At 57.0% G+C, this 26,602-nt stretch carries 24 protein-coding genes; 17 read left to right on the forward strand and 7 right to left on the reverse strand.

Annotated features, from left to right (window positions below; genetic code table 11):
• The first annotated feature begins 7 nt into the window (after positions 1-7).
• From KQI82_RS12870 to KQI82_RS12915, 10 genes are all read left to right on the forward strand, one after another.
• The gene (locus KQI82_RS12870; RefSeq protein ID WP_216633134.1) at positions 8-685 is read left to right on the forward strand and encodes a hypothetical protein; all 678 of its coding nucleotides are present in this window, start codon (positions 8-10) and stop codon (positions 683-685) included.
• On the forward strand, positions 678-1,700 hold the full coding sequence (locus tag KQI82_RS12875; RefSeq protein WP_216633135.1) for a DNA cytosine methyltransferase: 1,023 nt from the start codon (positions 678-680) through the stop codon (positions 1,698-1,700). Before KQI82_RS12870 ends, KQI82_RS12875 begins: the two co-directional genes overlap by 8 nt.
• The gene (locus tag KQI82_RS12880) at positions 1,697-3,688 is read left to right on the forward strand and encodes a C40 family peptidase (protein WP_216633136.1); all 1,992 of its coding nucleotides are present in this window, start codon (positions 1,697-1,699) and stop codon (positions 3,686-3,688) included. The genes KQI82_RS12875 and KQI82_RS12880 overlap by 4 nt, the downstream gene beginning before the upstream one ends.
• Before the next feature lie 14 nt (positions 3,689-3,702).
• Entirely contained in the window at positions 3,703-4,146 is a 444-nt protein-coding gene (locus tag KQI82_RS12885; RefSeq protein WP_216633137.1) for an XF1762 family protein, read from the forward strand.
• Between the two features lie 150 nt (positions 4,147-4,296).
• The gene (locus KQI82_RS12890) at positions 4,297-4,896 is read left to right on the forward strand and encodes a phosphoadenosine phosphosulfate reductase (protein ID WP_478213752.1); all 600 of its coding nucleotides are present in this window, start codon (positions 4,297-4,299) and stop codon (positions 4,894-4,896) included.
• Complete coding sequence (locus KQI82_RS12895; RefSeq protein ID WP_006058365.1) at positions 4,883-5,140, forward strand: DUF4315 family protein; 258 nt, start codon at positions 4,883-4,885, stop codon at positions 5,138-5,140. Before KQI82_RS12890 ends, KQI82_RS12895 begins: the two co-directional genes overlap by 14 nt.
• The gene (locus KQI82_RS12900; RefSeq protein WP_216633138.1) at positions 5,130-5,831 is read left to right on the forward strand and encodes a DUF4366 domain-containing protein; all 702 of its coding nucleotides are present in this window, start codon (positions 5,130-5,132) and stop codon (positions 5,829-5,831) included. The genes KQI82_RS12895 and KQI82_RS12900 overlap by 11 nt, the downstream gene beginning before the upstream one ends.
• Positions 5,824-7,908: a type IA DNA topoisomerase gene (locus KQI82_RS12905; protein ID WP_216633139.1), complete on the forward strand. Its 2,085-nt coding sequence runs from the start codon at positions 5,824-5,826 to the stop codon at positions 7,906-7,908. The genes KQI82_RS12900 and KQI82_RS12905 overlap by 8 nt, the downstream gene beginning before the upstream one ends.
• A gap of 13 nt (positions 7,909-7,921) precedes the next feature.
• Positions 7,922-9,781 carry an antirestriction protein ArdA gene (locus KQI82_RS12910; protein ID WP_216633140.1) on the forward strand — a complete coding sequence of 620 codons (1,860 nt, stop codon included), beginning with the start codon at positions 7,922-7,924 and terminating at the stop codon, positions 9,779-9,781.
• Positions 9,778-9,975, forward strand: coding sequence for a hypothetical protein (locus KQI82_RS12915; RefSeq protein ID WP_075704717.1), 198 nt, complete (start codon positions 9,778-9,780; stop codon positions 9,973-9,975). Before KQI82_RS12910 ends, KQI82_RS12915 begins: the two co-directional genes overlap by 4 nt.
• A gap of 175 nt (positions 9,976-10,150) precedes the next feature.
• Here KQI82_RS12915 and KQI82_RS12920 read toward each other — a convergent pair whose 3' ends face one another.
• The 5 genes from KQI82_RS12920 to KQI82_RS12940 form a co-directional block, all read right to left on the reverse strand.
• Positions 10,151-11,026: a BRO-N domain-containing protein gene (locus KQI82_RS12920; RefSeq protein WP_216633141.1), complete on the reverse strand. Its 876-nt coding sequence runs from the start codon at positions 11,024-11,026 to the stop codon at positions 10,151-10,153.
• A gap of 34 nt (positions 11,027-11,060) precedes the next feature.
• On the reverse strand, positions 11,061-11,258 hold the full coding sequence (locus tag KQI82_RS12925; protein WP_216633142.1) for a hypothetical protein: 198 nt from the start codon (positions 11,256-11,258) through the stop codon (positions 11,061-11,063).
• Between the two features lie 17 nt (positions 11,259-11,275).
• Positions 11,276-11,635, reverse strand: a complete 360-nt coding sequence (locus tag KQI82_RS12930) for a DUF6050 family protein (RefSeq protein WP_097800447.1) — start codon at positions 11,633-11,635, stop codon at positions 11,276-11,278.
• A gap of 103 nt (positions 11,636-11,738) precedes the next feature.
• The gene (locus tag KQI82_RS12935) at positions 11,739-13,085 is read right to left on the reverse strand and encodes a relaxase/mobilization nuclease domain-containing protein (RefSeq protein WP_216633143.1); all 1,347 of its coding nucleotides are present in this window, start codon (positions 13,083-13,085) and stop codon (positions 11,739-11,741) included.
• The gene (locus tag KQI82_RS12940) at positions 13,046-13,375 is read right to left on the reverse strand and encodes a plasmid mobilization protein (protein WP_216633144.1); all 330 of its coding nucleotides are present in this window, start codon (positions 13,373-13,375) and stop codon (positions 13,046-13,048) included. Before KQI82_RS12940 ends, KQI82_RS12935 begins: the two co-directional genes overlap by 40 nt.
• A gap of 1,991 nt (positions 13,376-15,366) precedes the next feature.
• Here KQI82_RS12940 and KQI82_RS12945 point away from each other — a divergent pair.
• The 7 genes from KQI82_RS12945 to KQI82_RS12975 all read left to right on the forward strand — a co-directional run bounded on the left by KQI82_RS12945 (position 15,367) and on the right by KQI82_RS12975 (position 24,132).
• Positions 15,367-19,239 carry an S-layer homology domain-containing protein gene (locus KQI82_RS12945; RefSeq protein WP_216633145.1) on the forward strand — a complete coding sequence of 1,291 codons (3,873 nt, stop codon included), beginning with the start codon at positions 15,367-15,369 and terminating at the stop codon, positions 19,237-19,239.
• Between the two features lie 6 nt (positions 19,240-19,245).
• The gene (locus KQI82_RS12950) at positions 19,246-19,599 is read left to right on the forward strand and encodes a hypothetical protein (RefSeq protein ID WP_216633146.1); all 354 of its coding nucleotides are present in this window, start codon (positions 19,246-19,248) and stop codon (positions 19,597-19,599) included.
• A 137-nt stretch (positions 19,600-19,736) separates the two neighbouring features.
• Positions 19,737-20,546, forward strand: a complete 810-nt coding sequence (locus KQI82_RS12955; RefSeq protein WP_216633147.1) for a class B sortase — start codon at positions 19,737-19,739, stop codon at positions 20,544-20,546.
• Between the two features lie 548 nt (positions 20,547-21,094).
• Positions 21,095-21,520, forward strand: coding sequence for an RNA polymerase sigma factor (locus KQI82_RS12960; RefSeq protein WP_216633148.1), 426 nt, complete (start codon positions 21,095-21,097; stop codon positions 21,518-21,520).
• Positions 21,513-21,755, forward strand: coding sequence for a helix-turn-helix domain-containing protein (locus KQI82_RS12965; RefSeq protein WP_116722154.1), 243 nt, complete (start codon positions 21,513-21,515; stop codon positions 21,753-21,755). The genes KQI82_RS12960 and KQI82_RS12965 overlap by 8 nt, the downstream gene beginning before the upstream one ends.
• Positions 21,756-22,183: 428 nt before the next feature.
• Positions 22,184-22,360 carry a transposon-encoded TnpW family protein gene (locus KQI82_RS12970; RefSeq protein WP_207215975.1) on the forward strand — a complete coding sequence of 59 codons (177 nt, stop codon included), beginning with the start codon at positions 22,184-22,186 and terminating at the stop codon, positions 22,358-22,360.
• Positions 22,361-22,449: 89 nt separating this feature from the next.
• Positions 22,450-24,132 (forward strand): recombinase family protein, encoded by a 1,683-nt coding sequence (locus KQI82_RS12975; RefSeq protein WP_216633149.1) that lies wholly within the window; start codon positions 22,450-22,452, stop codon positions 24,130-24,132.
• 113 nt (positions 24,133-24,245) lie between these two features.
• Here KQI82_RS12975 and KQI82_RS12980 read toward each other — a convergent pair whose 3' ends face one another.
• The gene (locus KQI82_RS12980) at positions 24,246-24,848 is read right to left on the reverse strand and encodes a hypothetical protein (protein ID WP_216633150.1); all 603 of its coding nucleotides are present in this window, start codon (positions 24,846-24,848) and stop codon (positions 24,246-24,248) included.
• A 4-nt stretch (positions 24,849-24,852) separates the two neighbouring features.
• A complete protein-coding gene (locus tag KQI82_RS12985) occupies positions 24,853-26,559 on the reverse strand; it encodes a complement resistance protein TraT (protein ID WP_241426712.1) in 1,707 nt (568 codons plus the stop codon).
• Positions 26,560-26,602: the final 43 nt, after the last annotated feature.

Raw genomic sequence — 26,602 nt, forward strand, 5'->3', positions numbered from 1 at the left:
ACAAGATATGAAATATGTGATTGACAGTAAGACCTACGAAAACCATATCAATGATGAGGTACATCTGTACGGACTTCTCCATCAGCTCGCCTTCCTCGCCGAAAAGGCGAAGGACGAGAAGGATCTGGAAAATCTGGCCGAGACGGCAAAGCGCTACGGCGAGATCGCGGAGGAAAAGTTCGCCGCCTGGCGTATCCCCGGCCGCTATCTGGTGTTTGGGGACAGGAAGGACCTTGCCGAGCTGAAGGCGGCGGAACTCACGCCCTTGACCGCCGTGCTGAAAGAGCACGACGCAAAAATCAGGGAAAAGCAGCGCGCCGCCACCGCCGATGATCCCGCCTACATCATCTCCGGCAGCGCCTTTCGTATGCTGGTGGGCGATCTCTTTGACCTGCTGGCGCAGTACAGCTTTCTCCGCAACCGTGTTGTAGAAGTGAAAACAGAAAAACGGCTTGCGCGGCTGCAAAAGAATCTCTCCGGCGAGAATCCGAGCATCCGAAGAATGTACCGCAGGTGGGGCTTTGCGGAGGATCAGGTCGTCACCTGCTATGAAATTCTGGAGGCAACGCTGCGGCGCAGGCACCTGACGCCCTATGACCCGGAGGAAGCGGCGGAGGACGGCATCGGCTGCGGCCGCTGCTGCGCCCTCTGCGGAGATCATGCCTGCGAGGACGACTATGACTGAGCTGACCCATGTGAGCCTGTTTTCCGGCATCGGCGGGCTGGATCTGGCGGCGGAGGCGGCGGGCTTCCGCACCGTCTGTCAATGCGAGTGGGCGGACTACCCCTATTCCGTTCTGGAAAAGCACTGGCCGGAGGTGCCGAGATTCCGGGATATCACGACTTTCACAAAGGAGGCGTTTTTTGAAAAAACAGGACTTGAAACCGTTACCGTTATCTCCGGCGGCTTTCCCTGCCAGCCCTTCTCCACCGCGGGGCAGCGAAAGGGCTTTGCGGATGAACGCTACCTGTGGCCGGAAATGTGCCGCGTTATTACCGAGCTGCGGCCCCGTTGGGTGCTTGGGGAAAATGTTGCTGGCTTCATCAATCTGGGCCTCGACAAAACGATCTTTGACCTGGCAAAAGCGGGATACGCTGTTCTCCCATTCGTATTTCCGGCTTGCGGCGTCGGCGCATGGCATGAGCGCCAGCGAACTTTTATCGTCGCGGCTGATGTTTCCCACGCCCCTTGCCTCCGACAAGAACACCTGCCGGGACGCGGCCAACCTGGATGTGTACCTTTCCGACAACGGGATCTTCCGCAAGGTGAACCGGAACGGGGCCATCTGGAGCCTGAGCCTGTCGGCGGCGGTATTCTATCTGACCCCGGCAGCATCGGAGGGCTATCGCTCCACGCTGAAACCGGCGGCGTTTCGCAACAGCGCCCCGTCTGCCAACCTGTCATCCCAGGTGATCCGGCAGGAGCGGCCGGTATCCGAGACGGCGGCGCTGAACCCGGACTGGGTGGAATGGCTCATGGGCTTCCCCCGGAAATGGACGGACGTATCCTCTGGGTCGCCGAGCCGGAGGGAGTCCCCCGTATCACCGAAAACACCGCGGACCGCGCCCTACGGCTGAAAACCCTGGGCAACGCGGTCTGCCCGCCCCAGGCATATCCCATTTTCAAGTATATCTCCATGATCGAGACGGGCGAGTGCGTGAGCGTTTGCCCCTACGGAAAGGCAGGTGGTGACACATGAAGGAATGGAAGGCATCCGAGAAGGAGGCGCAGAAGATGACCCGCGACGGAGCCATTTCCGTCAACATGGTCACAGGCGAGGCGAGCCATGTTTCAGACCGTGCGCCGGAGCAGGACTATTCCCCCTCCGGCGATTCCACGGCGCTGGCGAGGACTGCCCTCCACCATCTGGACGACCGGCGCGTCCGGAAGTCTCAGAAGAAAAAGCGGCGGAACCGCCGCAAAGCCTACCGGGAGGGTACGGCGGCAAATAGCCGCCCATCCTCCCGTCTGCAGTTTTCAGACGAGGAACGCGCCGCGCCGGAACTGCAACAGGCGATCCGCAAGTCCGACAAGGCGGCGGACAAGCTGGACGCGGCACGAGCCGCCGTTCCGAAAAAGCGCGTCCTGGGCACGGAGCGTGTCTTTGACGAGGCTTCCGGCGCCGGGCGTACAAGGCTGGTATTCCATGAGACGGATAAGCCGGCTTCGATCCGGCAGCCGGGGCCGAACCCGCTGGCGCGGCCTTTGCAGGAGGTCGCCCACGCTGCCCACGCCAAGGTGCGGGAGGTGGAGCAGGAGAACTCCGGCGTGGCGGCGGGCCATCTCACCGAGCGCGGCATGGAAAAAGCCGTGGGCTATGGGAACCGCAAGCTGCAAAACTGGCGGGCGGAGCGGCAGGTGAAGCCCTGGCGGGACGCGGCAAAGGCGGAGCAGGCGGCGGTCAGGGCCAACGCAGAGGCGCTTTACCAAAAGGCGCTCCATGATGACCCCCAGCTTGCATCCGGCAGCCCCATCTCCCGCATCTGGCAGAAGAAGCGGATGCAGCGGCAGTACGCGGCGGCCTACCGGGCGTCGCGCGGCGCGGAGGGTGCAAAGGCGGCGGCGCAGACAGCGGCCAAGAGCGCAAAGAAGGGCGCGGAGGCAGCGAAGAAGGCAGGCGAGTTCATAGCCCGGCACAAGAAGGTGTTCCTTATCATCGGCGGGATCGGCCTTGTGCTGGTGCTGCTGTTGGGCCTGCTGCAATCCTGCTCCTCCATGTTCGGCGGAGGCGTGTCCAACATTGTGGCCTCCTCCTATCTCTCCGAGGATGCTGACCTGCTGGCGGCGGAGGCCGCCTACTGCGCCAAAGAGGACGAGCTGCGGCGGTATCTGGATACCTATGAGCAGACCCACGACTATGACGAGTATCACTACGATCTGGACGAGATCGAGCACGATCCCTATGTGCTGCTGTCTATCCTGTCGGCGCTCCATGAGGGGAGCTTCACCATAGACCAGGTGCAGGGCGACCTTCAAATGCTGTTCGACCGGCAATACATCCTCACCGAGACGGTGGAGGTGGAACGGCGGTACTACATTGAGACGGATACCTGGACGGACGAGGAGGGCAACACCCATACGGAGAGCTACCGGGTCTATTACGATTATTATATCTGCACCGTGAAGCTGGAAAACTTCGACCTCTCCCATCTGCCGGTCTACATGATGGATCAGGAGACGCTTTCCATGTACGCCGTGTATATGTCCACCCTGGGCAACCGCCCCGACCTGTTCCCGTCCTCCGGCTATGTTCCCAAGTATGTGACCAATCCGCCCGCCAAGTATGAGATCCCGGCGGAGTACCTGTCCGACGAGCGCTTTGCCACGCTGATTACAGAGGCGGAGAAGTATCTGGGCTTCCCCTATGTCTGGGGCGGCAGCAGCCCGTCCACCTCCTTTGATTGCAGCGGCTTTGTCAGCTATGTCCTGACCAGCAGCGGCCTGTGCGATACCGGGCGGCTGGGGGCGCAGGGCCTCTACAACATTTCCACGCCGGTATCCGAGCCGCGGCCGGGGGATCTGGTGTTCTTTGTGGGCACCTACGACACACCGGGGGTCAGCCATGTGGGCTTTTATGTGGGGGACGGGATGCTCCTGCACTGCGGCGATCCCATCCAGTACACCAGTCTCAACTCGAATTACTGGCAGTCCCACCTTTATGCCTACGGCAGACCGCCGTACAACTGATGGAGGCGGAGCCGATGCTGACTGTAAAACCAATATCTCTTGCCGACGCAAACAGGTTTGTCGCAGAGCACCACCGCCACCATAAGCCGGTGCGAGGGCATAAGTTTTCCCTGGGCTGCATGGCGAACGGTCATCTGGCGGGCGTCGCCATCGTGGGGCGGCCGGTGAGCCGATACCTGGACGATGGGCTGACCCTGGAAGTCAACCGCCTCTGCACGGACGGGACAAAAAACGCTTGCAGCTTCCTCTATGGCGCGGCGGCGCGGGCGGCGAAGGTCCTGGGCTACCATAGGATCGTCACCTACATTCTGGACACGGAGAGCGGGACCAGCCTCCGTGCCTCCGGCTGGCGATGCGCGGGGCTGGCGGGCGGACGGGAGTGGACCGGCAGCCGCCGCCCGCCCGAACCGCTGTATCCGGCACAAATGAAATACCGATACGAAAAGGCTTTGAAATGAGGTGAGCATATCAATATTGTTTCCTATGGCGGCGGTGCGAACAGCACCGCCCTTCTTGTTGGGCTGCACCAGCACCGTATCCCTGTTGACCTGATCCTGTTTGCGGATACGGGCGGTGAGCATCCCCATACCTATGCCTATCTGGATATCATGGATCGCTGGCTGAAGGATCACGGTATGCCGGAGATCACGCGGGTCTATAAGACCACGAAGGACGGCAGGCGGCTGACCTTGGAGGAGGAATGTCTGAAAAGCGGTACGCTGCCCTCCATCGCCTACGGCTTCAAGCGGTGTTCGTTGAAACACAAAATCGGACCGCAGGAAAAGTTCTGCAACAACTATCCTCCGTGCCGTGAGGTCTGGAACAGTGGGAAAAAGGTGGTCAAGTTCATCGGCTATGACGCTGGCGAGCACTACCGCAGCGATAAGGTCCTTCTGCGTGATCTGGCAGACCCGAAGTACAGCAAATGGTATCCCCTGATGGAATGGGGCTGGGACCGGGAGGCGTGTGTCCGGGCAATCGAGGCAGCGGGCCTGCCGCAGCCGGGAAAGTCCTCCTGCTTTTTCTGTCCCAGCATGCGGGCGGAGGAGATCATCGACCTGCGGGAGCGTTACCCGGATCTGTTCCGGCGCGCGCTGGCATTGGAGGATAACGCACGGGCCAACCTGAAAACCGTTCGGGGGCTTGGGCGCAATTATTCATGGAAAGAACGATTTGGAAAGGAGCAATGCAATCATGGCAACGACTGAGAAGATCCGCAAGGATATTGAGAAAACGAGGGAGAAGATCGCCGAGCAGCAGAAGCGCCTCCGCGCGCTGGAAGCCCAGCTCACGGAGGAGGAGAACCTGGAGATCGTCCGCATGGTGAAGGCTGTCCGCATGGACAACAGGGAGCTGACCGCCTTCCTGCGCGCCTACGCCAGCGGCATGATCTCCCTGCCGGACGGGCTGATGGAGACGGAGGAAAGCGAGGGTGCGGAAGATGAAGCGTAACAGAGCTTTTCGCCGTTTCGCCGCCGTGTTCCTGGCGCTTTTCTGCATGGCGGCCACCTCCACCGTGGCCTTCGCAGGCGGCGGGGACGGCGAGCCCTACTACACAGGGGAGGAGACCACGGGCGGCTATGAGCCCCAGCCCCTGACCCCGGAGGGCAACATGACCCTGGTGGACGATATCGCCGGTGAGAGCGCCGGGGATAAGCAGTTCATCACCGTGGTCACAAAAGGCGGCAACTATTTCTACATCATCATCGACCGGGCGGAGGACGGCGAGAACACCGTCCACTTTCTCAACCAGGTAGACGAGCGCGACCTGCTGGCCCTGATGGACGAGGAGACGCCCGCCGCCCCTGCGTGTACCTGTAAGGAAAAATGCGCGGCCGGCGCGGTGGATACATCCTGTCCTGTCTGCAAGACCAACCTCTCCGAGTGCGCGGGCAGGGAGAAGGCCAGGGAGCCGGAGCCGGAACCGGAGCAGCCGAAGAAAAAGAGCGGCAGCGGCCTGTTGGCTGTGGTGGCGCTGCTGGTGCTGGCAGGCGGCGGAGCCTTCGCCTATGTGAAGTTCATCAAGCCGAACCGCAGCAGCGTGAAGGTCAGCGCCGATCCCGACGAGTACGATTTCCCTGACGAGGAGTATATCAACGAGGACGAGCCTGCGGAGGCTGAAACGGAGGCGGAGCATGAGTAAGCTGATCATCGCGGAAAAACCGAGCGTGGCAAAATCCATCGCGTCGGCCCTGGGTGCTTCATCCAGGGCCGATGGCTTTTATGAGGGCAGCGGCCTGATCGTTTCCTGGTGCGTGGGGCACTTGGTATCCCCGCTGGACGCGGGCGGCTATGACGAGCGCTTCAAAAAATGGCGGTATGAGGATCTGCCCATCCTGCCGGAGCCCTTCCGCTACGCCCCCATCCCCGGCAAGGAGGCGGCTTTGGACAATGTGAAGCGCCTCATGGCGCGGGAGGACGTAACGGAGATCGTCAACGCCTGCGACGCCGGGCGTGAGGGCGAGCTGATCTTCCGTCTGGTGTATGAAATGGCCGGCTGCCGCAAGCCGGTCCTCCGGCTTTGGATCTCGTCCATGGAGGACAGCGCCATCCGGGATGGCTTTTCCGAGCTGCGCCCCGGCGCCGAGTATGAAGCCCTGTATCAGTCAGCCCTCTGCCGCCAGAGGGCTGACTGGCTGGTGGGGATCAACGCCACCCGCCTTTTCTCCGTTCTCTATCACCGTACCCTGAACGTGGGCCGCGTCCAAACGCCCACCTTGTCCCTGCTGGCGGCGCGGGACGCGAAAATCGCGCTGTTCCAGAAGGAGAAGTATCATCATGTGCGCCTGACGCTGGCCGGCGCGGAGGCGGTGTCGGAGAGGTTCACCGATCCGGCGGAGGCGGAGCAGGCGGCGGCCATGTGCAAGGGCGCGGCCGTCACCTGCACCTCCGTCACCTGTGAGCAGAAGAAGGAACAACCGCCGAAGCTCTATGACCTCACCACCTTGCAGCGTGAGGCAAACCGGCTGCTTGGCTACACGGCGAAGCAGACCCTTGACTATGCTCAGAGCCTCTACGAAAAAAAGCTGCTGACCTACCCTCGCACGGACAGCCGGTATCTGACCTCCGATATGGCGGAAACGGCCTCCTGCGTGATCCATCTGGCGGCGAAGCTGCCGCCCTTTGATAAAATCAGCAATTTCTATCCGCTGGTGGAGGCCATGGTCTCCGACAAGGACGTATCCGACCACCACGCCATCATCCCCACATTGGAGATCGAGAAAGCGGATATCCCCGCCCTGTCTCTGGGCGAGCGTGAGCTGCTTCTTCTGGTCTGCTGCCGTCTGCTGTGCGCGTCGGCAAGCCCCTATGAGTATGAGGCGGTCACGGCCACCTTTGACTGCGGCAGCCATTCCTTCGCCGCAAAGGGCAAACGCATCCTCTCCGAAGGCTGGCGGGAGATCGACCGCATTTTCCGCGCCTCCCTAAAAGAAAAGCCTGCGGACGGGGACGGCGGTACGCTCCCAGACTTCACCGAAGGACAAGTTTTTGCCGACGCGGAGGTTTCCGTCACCGAGCATTTCACCCAGCCGCCGAAGCCCTATACCGAAGATACCCTCCTGTCCGCTATGGAGAACGCGGGCAAGGAGGATGCGCCGGAGGACGCCGAGCGAAAAGGACTTGGCACGCCCGCCACCAGGGCAGCTATCATCGAAAAGCTGGTGGCGGCCGGATTTGTGGAGCGCAAGGGCAAAAGCCTGATCCCCACAAAAGACGGTATCAACCTTGTCACGGTCCTGCCGGAGCCGCTGACCTCTCCCATGCTGACGGCGGAATGGGAACAGAAATTGACGGAGATCGCAAAGGGCAGCGCTGACCCGGACACCTTTATGGATGGCATCCGGGATATGGTCCGGGAGATCGTGTCTACCTATTCCTGTATTTCCGAGGACGGCAAAAAGCTGTTTGCCCCGGAGAAGGAAGTGATCGGCGCCTGCCCCCGCTGCGGCCAGCCGGTCTATGAGGGGAAGAAAAACTTTGCCTGTTCGGATCGGTCCTGCGGCTTTGTTCTCTGGAAAAATGACCGCTTCTGGACGAGCCGCAGGAAGGAGCTGACAAAGAAGATGGCAACGGATCTTCTGAAAAAGGGACGGACCAACGTCAAGGGGATGTGGTCTGAGAAGAAACAAGCCACCTATGACGCCGCCGTGATCCTCTGCGACACGGGCGGCAGATACATCGATTTCAAGCTGGAATTTCCCAAAAATAAGCGAAGCTGAAGGAGGAGCGTATATGCCGGATTACAGTTACAACAAGGATTATCCCTTTGCCGCCTTTATCACCAATCTTGGCAAGTACAACGAGGGCGAGCTTGTGGGCGAGTGGGTGAAGTTCCCCACCACCGCCGAGGAAATGAAGGAGGTATTCAAGCGTATCGGCATCGGCCAGAGGGATGACTTCGGCCAGCCCTATGAGGAATGGTTCATCACGGACTATGACTGCTATGTGGATGGCCTTTATAGCAAACTGGGCGAATACGAAAATCTGGACGAGCTGAACTATCTCGCGTCGAAACTGGATGAAATGAGCAACAGCGAATACGCGCAGTTTCAGGCCGGTATGGAAATGGGCGACCATTGCGGCAGCCTGCAGGAGATCATCAACCTGACGGAAAATCTGGACTGCTATGAGGTCTATCCCCATATTGCGGACTATGACGATCTGGGCCGGTATTACATTGATGAGCTGGAGGTCATGCAGATCCCGGAGCATCTGCAAAACTACATCGACTATGAGGCCTACGGCCGGGATGTGGCGATGGACGAAAACGGCAGCTTTACGGATCAGGGCTATGTGCGGGATACGGGGGACCGCTTCTGCGAGTATTACGATGGCGAGCGCGGCAGCATCCCCGACGAGTACCGGGTGATGGCCTTCCAGGACGATCTTCCCGAAGAAGAAAAATCCGAGTGGGCTATGGATATCGCCTTTGACATGGACGAGTTTTTCCGTCAGAACGATCCGCAGTATGCGGCGGAGCACCCGGAGGCACACGCCGCAAAGGAAGAACTGTATGAAAATCTGATGGCCGGACGCATTTCCGCTTTGGATGAAAAGCTGGCAGCACTGGGGCAGACGCAGGAGGACTATCTTCCTTCGGAGATTGAAAAGTTCAAGGACGCCACGGGCTATGAGGAATTTCTTGATTTTGACCCGGCGGAGGTCAAGGCCGCTTTGGATGACCCGGCTAAATCCCGTGTGGATGAAATGCTGGCCGCTGCGGAAAGAGCGGAACGGGAGTATGCGGCAAAGACAGCCGCCTATGTGCAGACTCCGGCAGATATCGTGGCGCAGGCACAGGCCGTTCAGGATCAGGCTGAGGAAAGCAGCTTTTCCATTTATCAGCTCAAGGGTGGCAACGAAACGCTGGACTATCGTTTCGAGCCGCTGGACAGTATCCACCGCAACGGCCTTTCCGTGAAGCCGGAAAATTACGAGCTGGTCTATGAAGCGCCGCTGACGGCGAAGGACGATCTGGAAAGCATTTATACCCGGTTCAATGTGGATCGCCCGGCCGACTTCACGGGGCACTCCCTGTCCGTGTCGGATATCGTGGTGCTGCATCAGAACGGGAAGGACACCGCCCATTACTGCGACCGCTTTGGCTTTTCTCAGGTGCCGGAGTTTTTGCAGCCGGAACGGGCAGCGGAGGTCACGATCCCCACGCCGGATCAGATGGCAACGCAGGAGCGGATCAGCACGCCCAGAGGCAGCTTTTGTGTGACGGCCATGAGCCGGGAGCAGATGGAGGCGGCCGGTTACGGCGTCCACCACATTTCCGATGATGGAAAGTATCTTATCATGGGAAATGGCACGCGGGCCTTTGCCGTGGCGGCGGAGCAGCCGGAAAAGGACAATCCCCTCCGCACGGCGGAAATGACGCTGGAGGACGACTACGGCATGATCGACGGCGTTATCAACAACGGCCGGCGGGGCGAGGAGCTGGAGAAGGCCAGGGAGCACGCGGAGCGGACGCAGACGGAGAAAAAGCCCTCCATCCGGGAACGGCTGGCGGCGGCAAAGCAGGAGTGCGCGAAGCAGCAGCCCAGGCCTGCCCCGGAGAAGAAGCCCCCGGAGCTGGGGGAACGATGAGCCGGGGCGTGAAGTGGCGGCTGGAATGGGCCTTCTTCCTGGGGGAGAATGGCAGGCGGCAGTACAACCGGCTCTGCAAGGGCTGTGTCCATCCCTGCAAGCAGAGCTTCCGGGCGGTGGTGTTGGACTGCCCTCACTTCCAGTCCCAGCGCGTGAAAAAAGGTATGGATAAGGGTGGGAAACGGGCAAAATAGTCCCCCGTGGCGGCGTTTTCAGACCATGCCCTTATGATTTCCCATCCGTGCTTTTTTCCGCGCTCCTGCGGCGAAAAAGCAGCGGTTTTCGACACTTTCCCATCCGCGCCCATAGCGAAAGCGGGGACGCGGCCTTCGGTATATCCGTTGGCTGCGTCCCCGCTTCTTTTTTTGCTTATTTCTCGTCCTCGTTGGGCTTGTCCGCTTCCGCCACGCCCTGGATCACATCCGTCACCACGGCGTTGAGCTGGGCGGCGTTCTCCGCTGTGACGGCGGGCCGCCCGGTGTCCGCTTCGATGGCACGCCGCGCGTCTCCCGCCACCTTGCCGCCGCGCCGGGCGACGATCCGGCTTTCCTCAAAGCCCTCCGGCTGGTGGGCCTTGGAAAGCTCCGTGGTCGTGGTTTCGGCCAGCATGTTCAGAACGATCTCCAATGTGCTCATGTTGTCCCGGAGGTTTTCCTTTTTGAGACCTTTCAGGTTTTTGTATTGCCGGGTGGTCATGCCGGACCATGCCTTTGTGATCTCGTCGGTGAGGATGGCGTATTCCCGGCCCTGCTCCACGCCCCGCGCCTGCCATTCGGCGGTGAGCTCGTTGCGGACGCGGATAGAGAGGATGCGCTGGTGGATCCAGTCGGCATCATAGCCCTTCTTCTGGTAGGTCTCCAGCGCCCGGTCGATGGCCTGTTCCGGGTCGATGGTCTCCTCGATGCGCTCCCGGCCTACGGCGGCGAGCCAGAGCCGGAAGGGTTCTGCCTTCGGCGAGGGGATAGATTGGATGATGCGCAGGATCTGTTCCGTATTGGCGGCAAGCACCTTTCGCTTTTTGCCTGTGGAGCCGGTCATTTCTACCTGGGGACAATTTGTCCCCAGGTAGCTTGCGAGCTGTTCGTCCCGCTTGCGCATTTTTTTGAGATAATCCGTGGGATTGGCGCTGTCCGACAGCACCGCCACCACATCCACCACGGAGAAGTACCATTCTTCCTTTTCCTCGTCCCAGACAGTGCGGATCTTTCTATCTTCAAAAAGCTGTATGGAATTGTTTTCGTCCATGGGCTTTTTCCTCCTTCGATGGGCTATCCCCATTCTACCATGAAATGATGATTTTTTCTATCAGGAAACGCGATTTTTGCGGCAGCAGCAGTCGTAGGCGCTGTGGGACTGTGGGCAAACGGCCAAGCCGGGCGGCGCTGTGGGAAAGCGGTTTGCCGTCCTGTGGGAAAGGCCTGTCCTTTTCCATTAGGCGGTGAATGGCTTTTCCATCGGCAAAGCGGCTGTTTTCCATAGTTCCATAGCGCGGGCCTAATCCTCGGTGATGATACACGCACAGCCCGCCGTCAGCAGGCGGTACAGCGTCAGCGGCACATACCACGCAGCCACCAGCAGCCGCCAGACAAGGACGCAGCCGCCGATAAGGCCGGCAAAGACGAAGTTCAGAAGGAACAGGGCGATCCCGCCGCCCAGAGAGCCGCCGCCCGGTATGATCCAGAGCCGCAGCCGCCAGATCCCAAACGGCAGCCCGCAGAGGATCCAGAGCCAGAGATAGTCCAGCTCCCCGTTCTTTACGCAGGCGGAGCGGAAGATGCAGTACAGCAGCGCGGCCGACGCCACCGGCAGGATGGTCTTGCGGAAAAAGTCTTTTAAGGCCTCGCCTCTTGTCATGGGGTTCGCCTCCTTCAAAATCGTTTGTATCTTCATTATATCTGACGTTTTGGCAAAAGCCCAGGGGAAAACGCAGATCGCGGCAAAAAGTTTGTCTCATGGGTCATTCCAGCTCCATATTCTTCTGCCGTGCCGGCGCCTGCCGGGGCGGGGACAGGAACTCCTCCACGTTCCGGCGCACGGCGGCGTAGTCCTGCTCCTCCCGCCGCGCCTTCTGACGCTCGGCGGTCAGCGCCGCCCTCCGGGCGGTGAGCGCGTCCATTTCCGCCTGCATCCGCTCCGCGGACGGCAGGGGCACGGTGCCCAGGCGCTTGCACTCTCTGGCGGTGGCCTCAAAGAGAATGATCTCCCTCTCATAGCCCCGCAGGAACTTCTCTTTGTCCTTCGACGCCTGATAGCGGTCGTAGATTGGCTTGAGCTGACGGTAGGCGGCGACGTGCTTCATTTTCAGCGTCAGCTCCTCAATCCGCGCCCCGGTCTCCCGCAGCTCCGCTTTCAGCCGGGCGGCGGAGGCGGACGCCGCCTCGCAGCGCTCTGTCAGCTCCTCCATGCTGCCGATGCCGTGTTCCGTCAGGAAGTTGCTGGTCTCGGCGATGCGTTTCAGATTCTCGATGGTCGCCCAATGGCGGTAGCCCGCGCTCTGCTGGGCCTTGATGTTGTTCTGAATATCAATGAGCAGGCTGATCTTTCCGCTCTGGTGCTTCGGCTGGCGGGAGGGTCTGGCGCGTCCGGCCATCCGTGCGGTCAGGGCGTCCTCGGCGTAGTCCGCGCCCAGGGTCTTTAGCCTTGTGAACCGCTCCTGTCCCGGCGCTCTGGCGGAAATGTACTTGCCCCGCTTGAGCTCGTAGCCCTCCCGCTGCAACCGCACCAGCAGCTCCTCCAAATCATGGCAGCCGGGCAGCAGCCGGTCGATGGCGGTGCGCAGCTTCGCCTTATAGCTGACGCCGGCGCGCTCCGCCTGATGCTCGATGTAGCTTTTTCCTTTGTCCTGGCCTGGGACGATGACGGACAGGCCGTGCTCCTTGCAGATCCGGTCTGAGGTGCGGCGGATGAAGTGATAGCTGCGCTTGTTGGAATGGTAGTGCTTATGATCCGCAAAGCTGACGGCGTTGAAGATCAGGTGGTTATGGACGTGATCCCGGTCTATGTGGGTGGTAAGTACAAACTCATACCTGCCGCCCAGGATCTCCCTTGCCAGCTCCATGCCGATCTCATGGGCCTGCTCCGGCGTGACCTCCCCAGGCTGAAAGGCTTGGATCAGGTGACGGCCCAGGTTCGTTCCCTTGTCGATGGCATGGCGGCGGGTCCAGGCAAATTCGATATCCGCGGTCTCGGCGGCGCAGCCATAGGAAGAAACAAGCAGCTTTCCGTCCGTCTTTTCCGGGTTGCAGATATAGTCAATGGCCGCTTTCAGCGTTGACTTGATATGATGCGTCTTTGTAACTGCCATATCTCATCCAGCCTCTCCTGTATCTCCCGCATATCCGCTTTGTACGCGCCGCCTCCGGCGTTGACACGCTTGGCGATCTGATTGATGTTCCGGCCGATAGCGGACAGGGCGGCGTTCATCCGCTTGATATCCGTGGTGTCAAGCTGGATGATATACCCGTCTATCGCCATCTTCCGCAGATACGCCCCGTACCGCCGTGTGGGGAGCTGCGCCATCTTTTCATCTATGAGCCGTTTTTCCTCCTCCGTCACATAGAATTTCATCTGAATGTTCCGCTTTCGGTTCGCCATGGGCAGCCTCCGTTTCTCATAAGGGTCTGGGATATCCCAGCAAGCAATTTTGACTGTTCGGGCAAGGGACCTGAACAGCGCAAAATCCGCAAGCGGGTACTCGCTTGCTGTGCTTGCTGACTACTTCGTACCCTCGTATTTCCCCCTCTACCCATACTACAATCCGAACAGGGCGTTTTGGCCAGATTTTCGGAGAAATGTTTTGTTCGCGGCGAAAAAAGTCGGATTTTTTCAACCCGTTCCCGAAAAAGATACAGGGGATTCACACAAAAGCCTTGAATTGCGGAGGGGTCTATGGTAAACTTATTGTATCTAACTATACCCGTTTGCCGGGGCGCTGAATTGTCCGGGCTTCGGGGTGTGGCGAGGCGGCGAAGCGTCCGGAAGGAAGGGCGAGGACAGCGCCGCGCAAGACCGCTTTTTCGAGGCGTCTGAACGGAAGCGCAAAACCGGAAAGCCCTTGAAACATCTGCAAAAAAGGGGTTGACAGCATGAGATTTTCCCCCATAATTAGACAGACAGACAGACAGACAGACAGACAGACAGACAGACAGACAGACAGACAGAGTAAGTCTGTCCTTTTCTGCTGCCCTCATATATTATCAACAGGCGCGGCCTGCCCGAAGTGTTTTCGGACAGGGCGCGCCTTTTCGCGCTCTGACGGTAGGGGGTGGCACGGGATGAAGAAGCTATTTTCCTTCCTTCGCCCCCGCACACAGGCGCGGGACCGGGAGAGCGACGGCGACGGAAAGCGATCCCCACCGGGGTTAATAGGAGGTGGGGCGGATCAATCGGCATAACACCTTCTGCCCGGTGACCGCGCACCGGGACACAAAACGCGGGCAACGAATTTCCGATCAAAAGGAGGAAGAAAAACGATGAGAAAACGGATACTGAGCATCCTGCTCTGCCTCGTCATGGTGGTGGGTCTGTTCCCCACAATGGCCTTTGCAGCAGATGGCAGCGGTACAGCGAGCGACCCTATTGTAGTTACGACCTTTGATGAGTTAAAGGCCGAACTGGAAAAGGATACCGTGGGATTGGGAATGCAGTACATCAAAGTTCCCAAAGGAATCAATATTGAGAAGGTTTTAAAGCTCGACCTTTACAATGCAGCCTTTAACGTTAGCAGACAAAAGACGCTCATTGTAGATGGCACCGTTACGGTTATTGCCGCTGTAGGTGCGGCCGGCGTAAGAAGTATGTTCTCCGTCCATGGCCCTGGAAATCGCCTGGATATTAGAGGAAGCGGTTCGTTGACATTCAAAGCAAACACCAACGCTTCATGCAACGCTGTTGTTGATGTCAATGACGAGGGAATGTTGAATGTGTCCGGTGGTGTTACATTGTCAGGCACCTACAATGCAGCTGTTTACGGCATGGCAGTATATAACTATGGTGGCACTGTGAATATTGACAACGCTACACTGACAGGAGAAACCGCCGGCACCTCTTATGGAGGTGCAGTTTATGCAACCGGTGGTACAACGAACATAAAAAAAGCTACACTGAAAAGTTCCGTTGCTCCGGGAGCAGATGCGATAAAGAGAAACAACAGCGGAACAATCTTTGTTGGAAAAGATGCCTCTTTGACGATTGAAAATAGCATCATTCATACGACCGATGGCGTAACGGATGGACATAGCATTTATCTGGAAAAAGGTAGCAGAAAACATATTTCAGATTATCTTGGCACCAACCAGAAAATCTATAAGCTGTCAGATGATACCCCGCTGAACGCAGACGCGTCCTCGCTGACAGACAGTGTCAATATTACTGATGATATCAGTAAAGAGATCGATACGGTCAGCCTGACCATCTCTGGCAGTATGCTCAATACCATCTCTGATTTTGAGCGCATTAGTTATACCCCGTATAACAAGATGACGTTAATGGGCTGCACGGTTTATAAGGGCCTGAGTACGACTTCGAATTCGAATGTGATTGAAAACAAAGATACCCTGCGTGACCCTCATCAGGACTATACAGTAATGTATTATTTTGAAACGAGAGGCAACTATAGCTTTGCTGATGAGGCGTTGATCCAAGTGTCTGTTTCCGGCGGCAAATTCTGGAAGGCTAATGACTTTGGCGGCTCGACAAACAAGCTTCGTGTTTACGTAAACTTCCCGGCAGGTGAGATTGATGAGGTCAGCCTGACCATCAAGCCAACAGGCGAGCGTGCAAAGATCTCAGATTTGGAGCCTGTTAGTTACAACCCGGACAGTGAGATGGAGTTTAAGGGCTGCACGGTTTATAAGGGCCTGAGTACGACTTCGAATTCGAATGTGATTAAAGACAAAGATGACTTGTATGACCCTCATCAGGATTATACGGCAATGTATTTTTTTGAAGCGAGATCCAACTATAGCTTCACTGATGAGGCGTTGATTCAAGTGTCTGTTTCCGGCGGCGATTTCTGGAAGGCTAATGACTTTGGCGGCTCGACAAACAAGCTTCGTGTTTACGTAAACTTCCCAAGAAAAGAAGTGCCGCATAGCATCAAGATTATAAACGGCTTCGGCACGGCAACCCCCTCCACGGCAATGGCCGGGCAGACCGTTACCGTGAAGGCGAATGATCGCACCGCCGACAACATGATGTTTACCCAGTGGTATACGGAAACCCCCGGCGTGACCTTCGCAAATGCGACCCAGCGAGAAACAACCTTTACCATGCCGGACTGCGATGTGAGAGTGAGCCCCGGCTACCATGGGGTTTCGTTCACCAATCAGCCTACCGGCAGCTGGCTTTCTTCGGTTGATGACAGCAAGGTTTACTTTGCATTCAGCCAGCCCATCACAAGCTGGAAGCTGGTGAATGAAGATGATACAACGCTTGCCAGCGGCGACGCTGAAAGTGCGAATGCTCTTGTCGCGGCAACTCTGGGTCCAAAGCCTGATAAAACAGAGATGACCTGCCGGGTTATCGTTACCGCCAATGGTCAGAACTTTACAAGCAATGAGTTTACTTTGAAATGGTATAACGTCCCGGGCGCACCGGATGTAACGGTATATCCCGCAGGCGGCAAGTTCGCTGAGACGCTTGAGGTAAACCTGGAAACGCCGAATACCTATTGGGAGATTCTCTATACCACGGACGGTTCTGACCCGTATGACAAGAGTGGAACGACCTGGACAAAGAATCCAGCCGCCACAGTATCAAACGATAGTACACAAGTAAAGATTAGCAAGGACACCACCATCAAGGCTTGCCTTTATAACTCTGAGGGTTACAGCAATATGGAGAAATTTGGCGACATCGCAACCTGTGACTTCACTAAGGTTGAACTCACGCCGCCTGTTGCTGACCCTCCTTCCGGCACCAGCTTCTATGATAGCCTGAACGTCTCCCTGTCCACTGATATTGTCAATGCAAAGATCATGGTGTCTTATAATAATGGTGATGTGAATGATCTCAGCGATACCAACCAGTGGAAGGAATATGAACCGGAGAAGGATAGCATCACTCTTAGCGGTAGTTATGGTATGCACGGATTCGACGCGGTCACCGGTATCCAGATGGAGCATCCCGATGGTTATACATATTGGGTGCATAGCGATAAGCAGGAATATTTATACCCTCGCATTTCCTATGCCACTATTGCCGATGCAAGCGTAGTCGGCAAGGTAAATAAAGAAATCACCCCTGTCGACGTAAGCATTACGCTGAGTGGCGACGTATTCGCGGAAGATCTTACGGCAGGCACGGATGTTTCCAGCTGGTTTACCAATCGGCCCGCAGGTCTGACCGCCAAGGTCAAGGATCGAACCAACTATACAAAGACCTTGGTCATCACCATCAGCGGCACGCCTACGGCGACCTCCGCCGCGGCCATCAGCGTTGAAATGCCGAAGAGCGCGCTGCGTTATACCGGCACCGGCACTGCCGTTGAACAGACCGTCCTTTCCAACCCCAAGGCAGTCTACAACATCGGCACGGATGTAGCTCATGAGCATACCTTCGGCGAATGGACATGGTGGAACGACAGCGAGCATTACCAAAGCTGCACATGCGGCGAAATGAAGTTTGAAGCCCACAAGTTCGGCGACTGGACGCCCGACCTGGCTGATGCCACCAAGCACTTTAAGGAGTGCTCTGTTTGCCATCACAAGGTCAAAGCCAACCATGTGGAGAGCAGCAAGATCACCGATATCCCCGCTGGTATCGGCACAGAGGGCACATGGTACACCAAGTGCGATGTTTGCGGCAAGCCGATGAATACCGGCACGTTCCCCGCGCTGGTGAAGATCGATGTTGCCAAGTTGACCGTTGCCAAGCCCGTCAAGGACGCTGCCGCGGAAATGGCCACCACCGGTGACAACACCTACTATGTGGCGAACACCGAGTGGACGGCAGCGGACGGCGCTACTCTTGCCATCGGCGAAACGTTCAAGCCCGGTACGGCCTACACCGTGAAGATCACGCTGGAAGCCAAGAACAGCAACGTGTTCACGGCAGATTCTACCTACAATAAGATCGAAGGCAAGGATGCCAAGCTCGTGACTGCCGTTACCGGCTATACGGATTCTGTCATCCTGACCTACACCTTCGATGCCACCGAGGGCACCTATGTTCCCACCAAGCCCGCCATCACTACCGCTGCCCTGCCGGACGGCAAGGTGGGCGATGCGTACAGCCAGACCTTGGCTGCCACCGGCACCAACCCCATCGCTTGGAGCATCGAGACTGGCAATCTGCCTGACGGCCTGACGCTGGTGGGCGACACCATCAAGGGTACGCCCTCCAAGGCCGGCGATTTCAAGTTCACCGTCAAGGCCACCAATGGCGGCGGCTCTGACACGAAGGAGCTTACCATCAAGGTCGCCGACGCGGAGGCTGCCAAGTATCACAACGTCACCCTGAGCGGCGCGGGCACCGGCGCTACCGGCGCTGGCAGCCATGCCGCAGGAACCACGGTCAATATCTACGCCGGAACCAAGTCTGGCTACACCTTCAACGGCTGGACCTCCGACGATGTGACCGTCCTCAGCGCCAGCAGCAAGAACGCCAGCTTCGTCATGCCGGATAAGGACGTCACCGTCAAGGCCAACTGGGTCTACAACGGCAGCGGCAGCAGCGGCGGCGGTTACACCTACTACACCATCAAGGCCACCGCAGGCGTGAACGGCTCCATCTCTCCCACCGGCAATGTCAGCGTCCGCGAGGGCCGGGATCAGACCTTCACCATCACCCCGAATAAGGGCTACGCCGTCGCCAAGGTGCTGATCGACAGCAAGAACGTGGGCGCGGTGAAGTCCTACACCTTCGAGAATGTGAAGAAGAACCACACCATCGAGGTCGTCTTTATGAAGGCCAGCGGCAACCCCCAGACCGGCGTGTTCGTGGATGTGCCGGAGGGCAGCTACTATGAGGAAGCTGTCAACTGGGCCGTGGAAAAGGGCATCACCACCGGCACCGATGCGACCCACTTCTCCCCCGATGGCATCTGCACCCGCGCGCAGGCCGTCACCTTCCTGTGGCGCGCAGCAGGCAGCCCCGCAGCCAAGTCCGCAGTCATGCCCTTTGCCGATGTGAAGGTTGGCAGCTACTACTATGACGCGGTGCTGTGGGCCGTGGAGAACGGCATCACCAAGGGCACCAGCGACACCATGTTCAGCCCCGACGCCACCTGCTCCCGCGCGCAGATCGTCACCTTCCTGTGGCGCTCTCAGAAGTCCCCGGCAGCGGGCACGGCCAATCCCTTCACCGATGTGAAGGCAAGCGCCTACTACGCTGACGCGGTGCTGTGGGCTGTCAAGGAGGATGTCACCAAGGGCACCACCAACACCACGTTCAGCCCTGACGCCAACTGCACCCGCGCACAGATCGTCACCTTCATCTGGCGCGCCCTTGCGGAGTAAGCGCGTATGACGGAAAAGGAATGGCAGCAGATAAAGCGGCTTGACATCTCATTTGTGGTCATTGGCGGCGTTGGAACGCTGCTGATCACCGCCATGATAGTTGCTCTTTCGTACTTGGGCTGGTTTGATCAGTTCACCGACAGCGGGCTTTTATCCTCTCTGGATGAGTGGCTGGTGACGGTGCTGATCGGAGGCATTCTGCTCGTGCCATTCCTTATAGTAACGGTCATCGGTATTCTGTTGGTGCGGAGCGATCTGCGCATCGAGCGCGAGCGCCGCAAAAAGCCGCCAGAGCCGCCGGATGAGTTTCCCAGTCTATACGAATGGCTGAATAGCAAGGCCGCTGGCAAAGACCCATAAGCGAACATTGGACAGCGCAGCGGACGGGCATCTCGCCCCGAAGCTGCGCTGTTTCTTTTTCGCTACAAGAAACATTTTGTCCGAACACACAACACTTTGAGCCATGCCGCTGCTCCAGCGCGGCAGGAGAACGCATTATGAAAAGAATCAGACGGATCATCCGACCCATGCTCTGCATGGTGGTTTTGCTCTTTGCCATGACCACGGGCGTCATGGGCTGCTATCAGAAAGACCCCGATCCCATTGAAGATCCCTCCGGCACCTCCGAAGTGGAGGCGACCCCCATTCCCACCGTCAACCGGCAGGCGGAGCTTGCCGACGCCAAAAGCAGGAACCCAGACGCCGTGGCGTGGCTGTATATCCCCGGCGCGGAGGTGGACGACCCTGTGATGCAGGCGGAGGACAACGGCTTTTACCTCAACCGGGACGAGCTGCGGGAGTACAGCACATGGGGCTGCTACTACGCCGACTGCCGGAACCATCTCAGCGGGCGGGACGCGCTGGATACCAACACCGTCATCTACGGCCACTCTGCCAACGACTGCGACCCGGACGGTGTGCGGTTTACCAAGCTGCACCGCTATATGGACGCGGACTTCGTGAAGGAGAACCCCTACATCTACCTTTCCGTGGACGGGGACGACCTGATCTTCCAGATCACCGCCCTGTTTATTACGGACGTCGGCTTCGACTATATTGACCCCAATCCCATGGGGAGCAAGCTCACCGAGTTCTTCCAGACCGTGGAGAAGAAAAACTGGCTGGATATTGACGGTGTGACCTTCTCCGAGGGGGATACCTTCCTGACCCTCTCCACCTGCTGCCGGAAGTACGACAAGACCAACAGCGGCAATCAGCGGCTTGTGGTCATGGCAAAGCTGCTGCCGGAGGGAGCCACGGAACAGGCGTTCACCGTCAAGCTGGTGAAGAAGCCGGAAATGCCCTGAAAGAAATCAGAATATGACGACAATAGGACACCCATCCTTGCGGTACTGAAAAGCAGCGTATGGTATAGGGAAAACGGCGGCTGCTCTGTACGGGGCAGCCGTCGTTTTTGCTGTCCCAACATTTTTCAGATGAAAGGGACCTATGCGTATGACAGGAGAGCACAGGAGGTGCCGCTAATGCTGCGGCGACGAGCCGCACCGGGAGCATAACCGGGCGATACCCGGACACCGTAGGATACCTATGCCCTCCGACAGCCGCCGACAATTTCCATACTGAACCGCACCAAAGCGCCCATGCAGGCTTTTATGCCTGTATGGGCGCTTTTTGTCGTTCCCGGCACTTTTTCGCCGTGGGCTGCCGCTCCCCGCCGCCCTTCGTTCTGGAAGGAACATCCACCCGAACAGAACGAAAGGAGCGCAGCATGAGCCGCGAGAAAAATATTTTTGAGAAATTTCCGCAAAAATGGCCAAAAGGGGTGTTTGCAAGACGAGTAGGGGGTGAAAGGGGAAACAACGACCTGCCTTCCGGCGCGAAGGGAGGTGAGAAAATGGACCTTGAACACCATTACCGGCACAAGCAGCACACCTTCGATGCGTTCTGCAAAAGGACCATCCGAAACGAGTCTGCCAATGCTTTCCGTCAGATCCGCGTTCAGCAGGACCGCTTCGTGTCCCTGAGCGATCTGCCGGAGGAGGGCAGCGAGTCGCTTGCGACCTATGACCTCTATCCCTGGGAATACACATCCTTCCCCGTGGGCGGCGACGTGATCCTCATTAAGGATGACCGGCTGGCCGACGCGCTGACCGCCCTGCCTCAGAGATTCCGGGATATCCTTCTGATGTACTGGTTCCTGGAGCTGGCAGACCGGGAGATCGGCGAGAGGCTGAGCCTGTCCCGGAGAACGGTCAACAACCGCAGGCAGCAGGCCTATGAGCTGCTGAAAAGGCTGATGGGAGGTGACGCGAATGAGTAAGCGCAGAACCGCGCGAAGCAGCCTGATCCCTTACCCGGTGATCGCCGCCGCCGTGCGGGGCGACCCGGAAGCCGTAAACCGTGTGCTGGACCACTATTCCGGCTACATAGCGGCACTGTCCATGCGTAGGGGCTGCAATCAGAACGGAAACCCCTGCTTTGCTGTGGACGAGGAGATCCGCCGTCGAATTGAGACGAAGCTGATCGTCGCCATCCTGAGTTTCGACCTGAACTGAACCCAGGCAGGCCTTAACCGTGCGCCCCCCTTTCCGCGCGGCTGAGCCCTTTGCTCCTTGACAAAGAAAGCCCGGCAAATCCCGGCGCAGCATAGAGCAGACGGATACATTCCCGTCTGTGCGGAGCCATACGGCCGGTGCGCCATGACCCTCCAACGGGGCGAGCGATATCCACCGGGACGCAAAGCGGGCAAGGCAGCCTGCGGGCCACGATGCACAGGCGGGGCGATACTCCCTTGCAGTCATAGTCCGGGCGTGCAGCCGTATTCAGGCGGTGAGGCGTCGCAGGCAATGAGCAGGGCCGCGCGAGAACCGTGCGGGGGTGGGATTCCCGTGGAGCTGATAGGCCATTCAGCCGTCCGTTTCTGCTGTTCTTCGTAAGCTATCAAAAAATGATTTGTTTTCAGACGATTAGAAAGGGGCTAACTATGCAAACGACCGTTTCATCTGAAAAGAAATACGCCCCGCCGAGGCGGAGCGAAAAACAGATCGGCAACACAACCTTTATCGTCAATTCCTTCTTTCGGGAAAAGGGCGATGAGGGTATTGCCGTAAAGCTGGAACGTCTGATGAAAGCGGACGTTCAGAAAGAAGCTACAACTTAATTCTCCCAAACAGGCAGACAGGGACAAAAAGACGCGGTATAATGAAGGTGACTTCAAAACCGTGTTTGACTGCCGGATGGGAGGTTACTATGTATCATCAGTCAAACACCGCTGCCGCGCTTCAATTCCCTTACAGCGCTATGAGCGTCGAAGCTGTTACCGCTTTGTACTGCCGTTTGTCGCGTGACGATGAATTGCAGGGCGACAGCAACAGTATCATCAACCAGAAAAAGATCCTTCAACGCTATGCACTTGACCACGGCTACAAAAATTATCGCTTTTATATTGATGACGGCATTTCTGGTACGACATTTAACCGACCTGGCTTCCAGCAAATGATTGCGGATATCGAAGCCGGCCTTGTCAATCGGGTCATTATCAAGGATATGTCACGCCTGGGCCGTGATTATCTGCAAGTGGGCATGTATACCGAAATCATGTTCCCGGAGCATGACATTCACTTTATTGCTGTCAACGATGGCGTGGACAGCACCCAGGGTGATAATGAGTTCACCCCTTTTCGGAACATCATCAATGAGTGGTATGCGAAAGACACCAGTAAGAAGATCCGTGCCGTGATGAAGGTCAAAGGCAACGCCGGCGAGCATCTGACGACCCTGCCGCCCTATGGCTACATGAAGTCTCCTGACAACAAAAAGCTGTGGGTCAGGGACGAGGAAGCCGCAGCGGTGGTCTATGAGATCGGCCTATATGTGATGGACGGTTTCGGACCGTCCCAGATTGCAAGGAAGCTGACAGAGCGAAGGATCTTGACCCCGGCCGCCTATTATGCCAGCAGGGGCCGGAAAGCAAGCAATATCAAGCGGGGCTTGCCTTACGCATGGGATGCCTCCACCGTAGCGGATATCATGGACCGCTGGCGGGAGTACCTGGGGCACACGGTCAATTTCAAGACGAGGAAGAAGTCCTACAAGAGCAAAAAGGTCATCCATAATCCGGAAAGTGAGTGGATGATCTTTGAGAACACCCATGACCCGATCTGGACGGAGGCAATCGCGGACGCTGCGAGAGCAGCAAGGCAGACGCGCCGTCGTCCTACAAAAATGGGAGAAATGGGGATGTTCTCCGGCATGATGTTCTGCGCGGACTGCGGATCTGTCATGTATCAATGCAGAGCCACCAACTTCCGGCGTGAGCAGGAATACTACCTGTGCGCCGGCTACCGAAAGAGCCGTGACTTCTGCGGTCAGACCCATTCCATCCGCACGGTGATCTTGGAGGAATTGATTCTGGAAAACCTGCGGGAGATCGTTTCCTTCGCCTCCCGCAGTAAGGACGAGTTTGTGAGGCTGGTCATGGACAGTGACCTGCGGCAGCGTGACCGGGATCTTGCAAAGCGGAAACGGCAGCTTGTCGATTCCGAGAAGCGGATCACAGAGCTGGATGCTATCTTCAAGCGGCTCTATGAGGACAACATTTCGGGCAAGCTCTCCGATGAACGCTTTCAGAAGCTCTCTGCGGACTATGAGAAGGAAGAACAGGAGCTCAAGGTGCTGGCGAGTTCCCTTCGGAAAGAAGTGGAGCTGGAGGAAAGCAAATCGGCGGATGTTGATCGTTTTCTCTCCGTTGTGGAGAGGTACACGGATATCCCGGAGCTCACGCCCTGCATACTCCATGAGTTCGTGGAGAAAATCATCGTCCATGCGGCCAGCGACCCGAAGGGCAAGAATCGGACGCAGGAGATCGACATTTACTACAAGGGTATCGGAGCCTTGGAAATGTCAAAAGTCACAGCATCAATGGAAAAATGAGAAAACGGTACAGCCGAAGCTATACCGTTCTCTCTTTCCTCACGATGTTTTCTTATCGGGAGCTGCCTTTCGTCGTCTCTTTTATTATCATGTGGGATTGGGATTTCCGTTGTTTATACCCCTTTGCCAAATCCGTACATCTCTAAGTCTCTTCCGTGGTTTTTGCAAATCTTCCGAATCTTTTCAACCACTTCATCCGTCATGGCCAACATCTCCAAAAGAAGATAATCATGATCCTCATGATAAAATAGTTCCATCTGATATGCCTTACTGTAAAAATTATCCATTAGCATCGTTTCAAACCCATAAAAAGTAAGCTCATAGCATTGAGATTCTTTTTCAGGAATACAGTTCAGCAACTTGCGGTCTATTCCTTCCGTTGTTGTTTGCAACGTACGGCTGTCAAGAAATATTGGGTTTCCGCCTAAACTCTGATAAGTTAGAACAAATGGTTCCTCTTTTAGCTGGTACGAATCTATCACGCATGACAGCCGGTTTACGACCCTTGGGAAGCCGCTTAACAGTTGCGCAGCACATTCCAAAGCGAGAGCTGGAAACATCATATCTCCACTCTCATCTAATGGCCTCAGGCAATACAGCGAATACATTGGATTTTCCGATACCTCATGATCATAGAACCCGCCTGTCCCCAACTGTATTCGTGTATCGTTTTTAATTGATTGACGCAGCCTCTTGTCCGTTTTTCGAAAAAGCATATTCTCACTCCACCATTGTAATATCTATCACAAAGCTTCCAAGGCGATCTCCAGCAAAAGAACCAGCAAGTCCTAAAACCAACCCACCAATCGCTCCGCCAATCACCGTTCCAACTCCAGGAAAAATCGCTGTTCCGACGCTCGCTCCCAGTAAAGTGCCACTTTCTGCTCCCAATGCACCAATTGCCCAGCTGCCACCAATGCTTGCAATTTCCGAATACGTCTCTTTCCCAATTTTTCGATCTGCATCTTGCAGATCATCCTCAATAGTCCGAGAGAGTTCCAATACATCCAACGCAACTCCCGCTGCCAACAGTACCTTCCCGGCTATACGTATTTTCTTTGCAACACCGTCAAAGTTCCTCAGCACTTGGAAAGCGTCATAAGAAATTTCCGTATGATTTAGTTTATTCAAATTTTGAAGTTGCAGCTTTGAGGCTGCATATTGCCCTGTTTTAATGCTGCGGCCTTCAACTGTATTGATATGATAAGTAAATCCAGAATGCGGCGTATCGGCTCGAAAAACCGTTGTTCCTTTTAGATTGATACTCCGTGAAGAAAAGTCGCGCAAAGATGAAATGGAAATGCTATTTTTCTGAATTGGCACAGAATATATCTGTGTATACGAACTTTGCAGTGGATCAATCCACGTTAAAGAAGGGACTGTGCCATGAATCAGATTCTCAAAAAAAGCAGATCGAATCGCCAGCGTCTTCTTCCCGTAGACCCCGTCCTCGGTCAGGTGCTCTCCCACGCCTATCTGGTTCAGCTTGCTTTGCAGCTGCCGGATTTTTGACGGGTCGCCGCCCACGAACCACGCAAGCCTTTCAATTTTTCCGCCCAATGAGCCGATTCCCGCGCCGCAGCGCCCCAACTCGACCGCCGCAAGCTTCAGCGCCCGCTCGGTCTCATCGGTGATGTAGCTGTTCTCCCGTTCGCCGCGTTCCAAATCCCGCTCCATCTGGCGGGCGATCCCTTCTATAGACTCCTTCAGCGCTCCGGCGTAATCTGCTCCTCCCCAGCGGGCGCTGTTGTCCGCCGGTAGCTCCCTTAGAAATACCTCCCCCTCCATGTGGGACAGGTACTTGTTCCCGCCTATGACATGGCCGCAGCCGCCCCGCACCTCTGGCTCCCAGCCGCTTTCATACGCCTTGATAACCTCTTCAAAGAAGTCTTTTCCCTTTCCCTGGGATATCTCTTCTAAGAACGCGCGGTTTTTCCCGCTTCCGCCCGCGGCATAGCCGCTCCCCCACTCCGCAGCCCGTTTGATGAGGTCTATGCACTCGCCGGCAGAAAACTCCGGGTGGTTCCTGACTCTCCAGACCGCCGCCCGCACCGCGCGCTCTGTGCCAAAGGGATTGCTCCACACAGGATAGCCGGACAGGTTCAGTATGGATTCGCACTCGCCGCTGTGCGGGCAGGATACGCCTGCCATTCTACTGACATCATACAGGCCACGCACCTGCTTTGCAAGTGCATTTCGTGCGCTGGATTCGATTTTATGAATCCACTTTTCATTTTTCCGTAAGTCCTCATAAATTTCTTCTGCCGCTCCGGCGGCCCGATCTCCAATTTCTTTCAGCGTTTCCCAATAAGTCGTCTCCGACGGCCGCCGCATCAGCCTGCCGAAGAATGTGTCTCGGTTCACGCGGCTCCAATATTCGCCGCTGCCCAAAATTGCTCCGTTCTCGCCTGTGGCCTCCCTGCTCATCCGCACGCCCTCCTAAAAATGTTCTCATAAGGGGCGTGCAACC

Source organism: Dysosmobacter acutus (assembly GCF_018919205.1).
GTDB classification, from domain to species: Bacteria; Bacillota; Clostridia; order Oscillospirales; family Oscillospiraceae; genus Oscillibacter; species Oscillibacter acutus.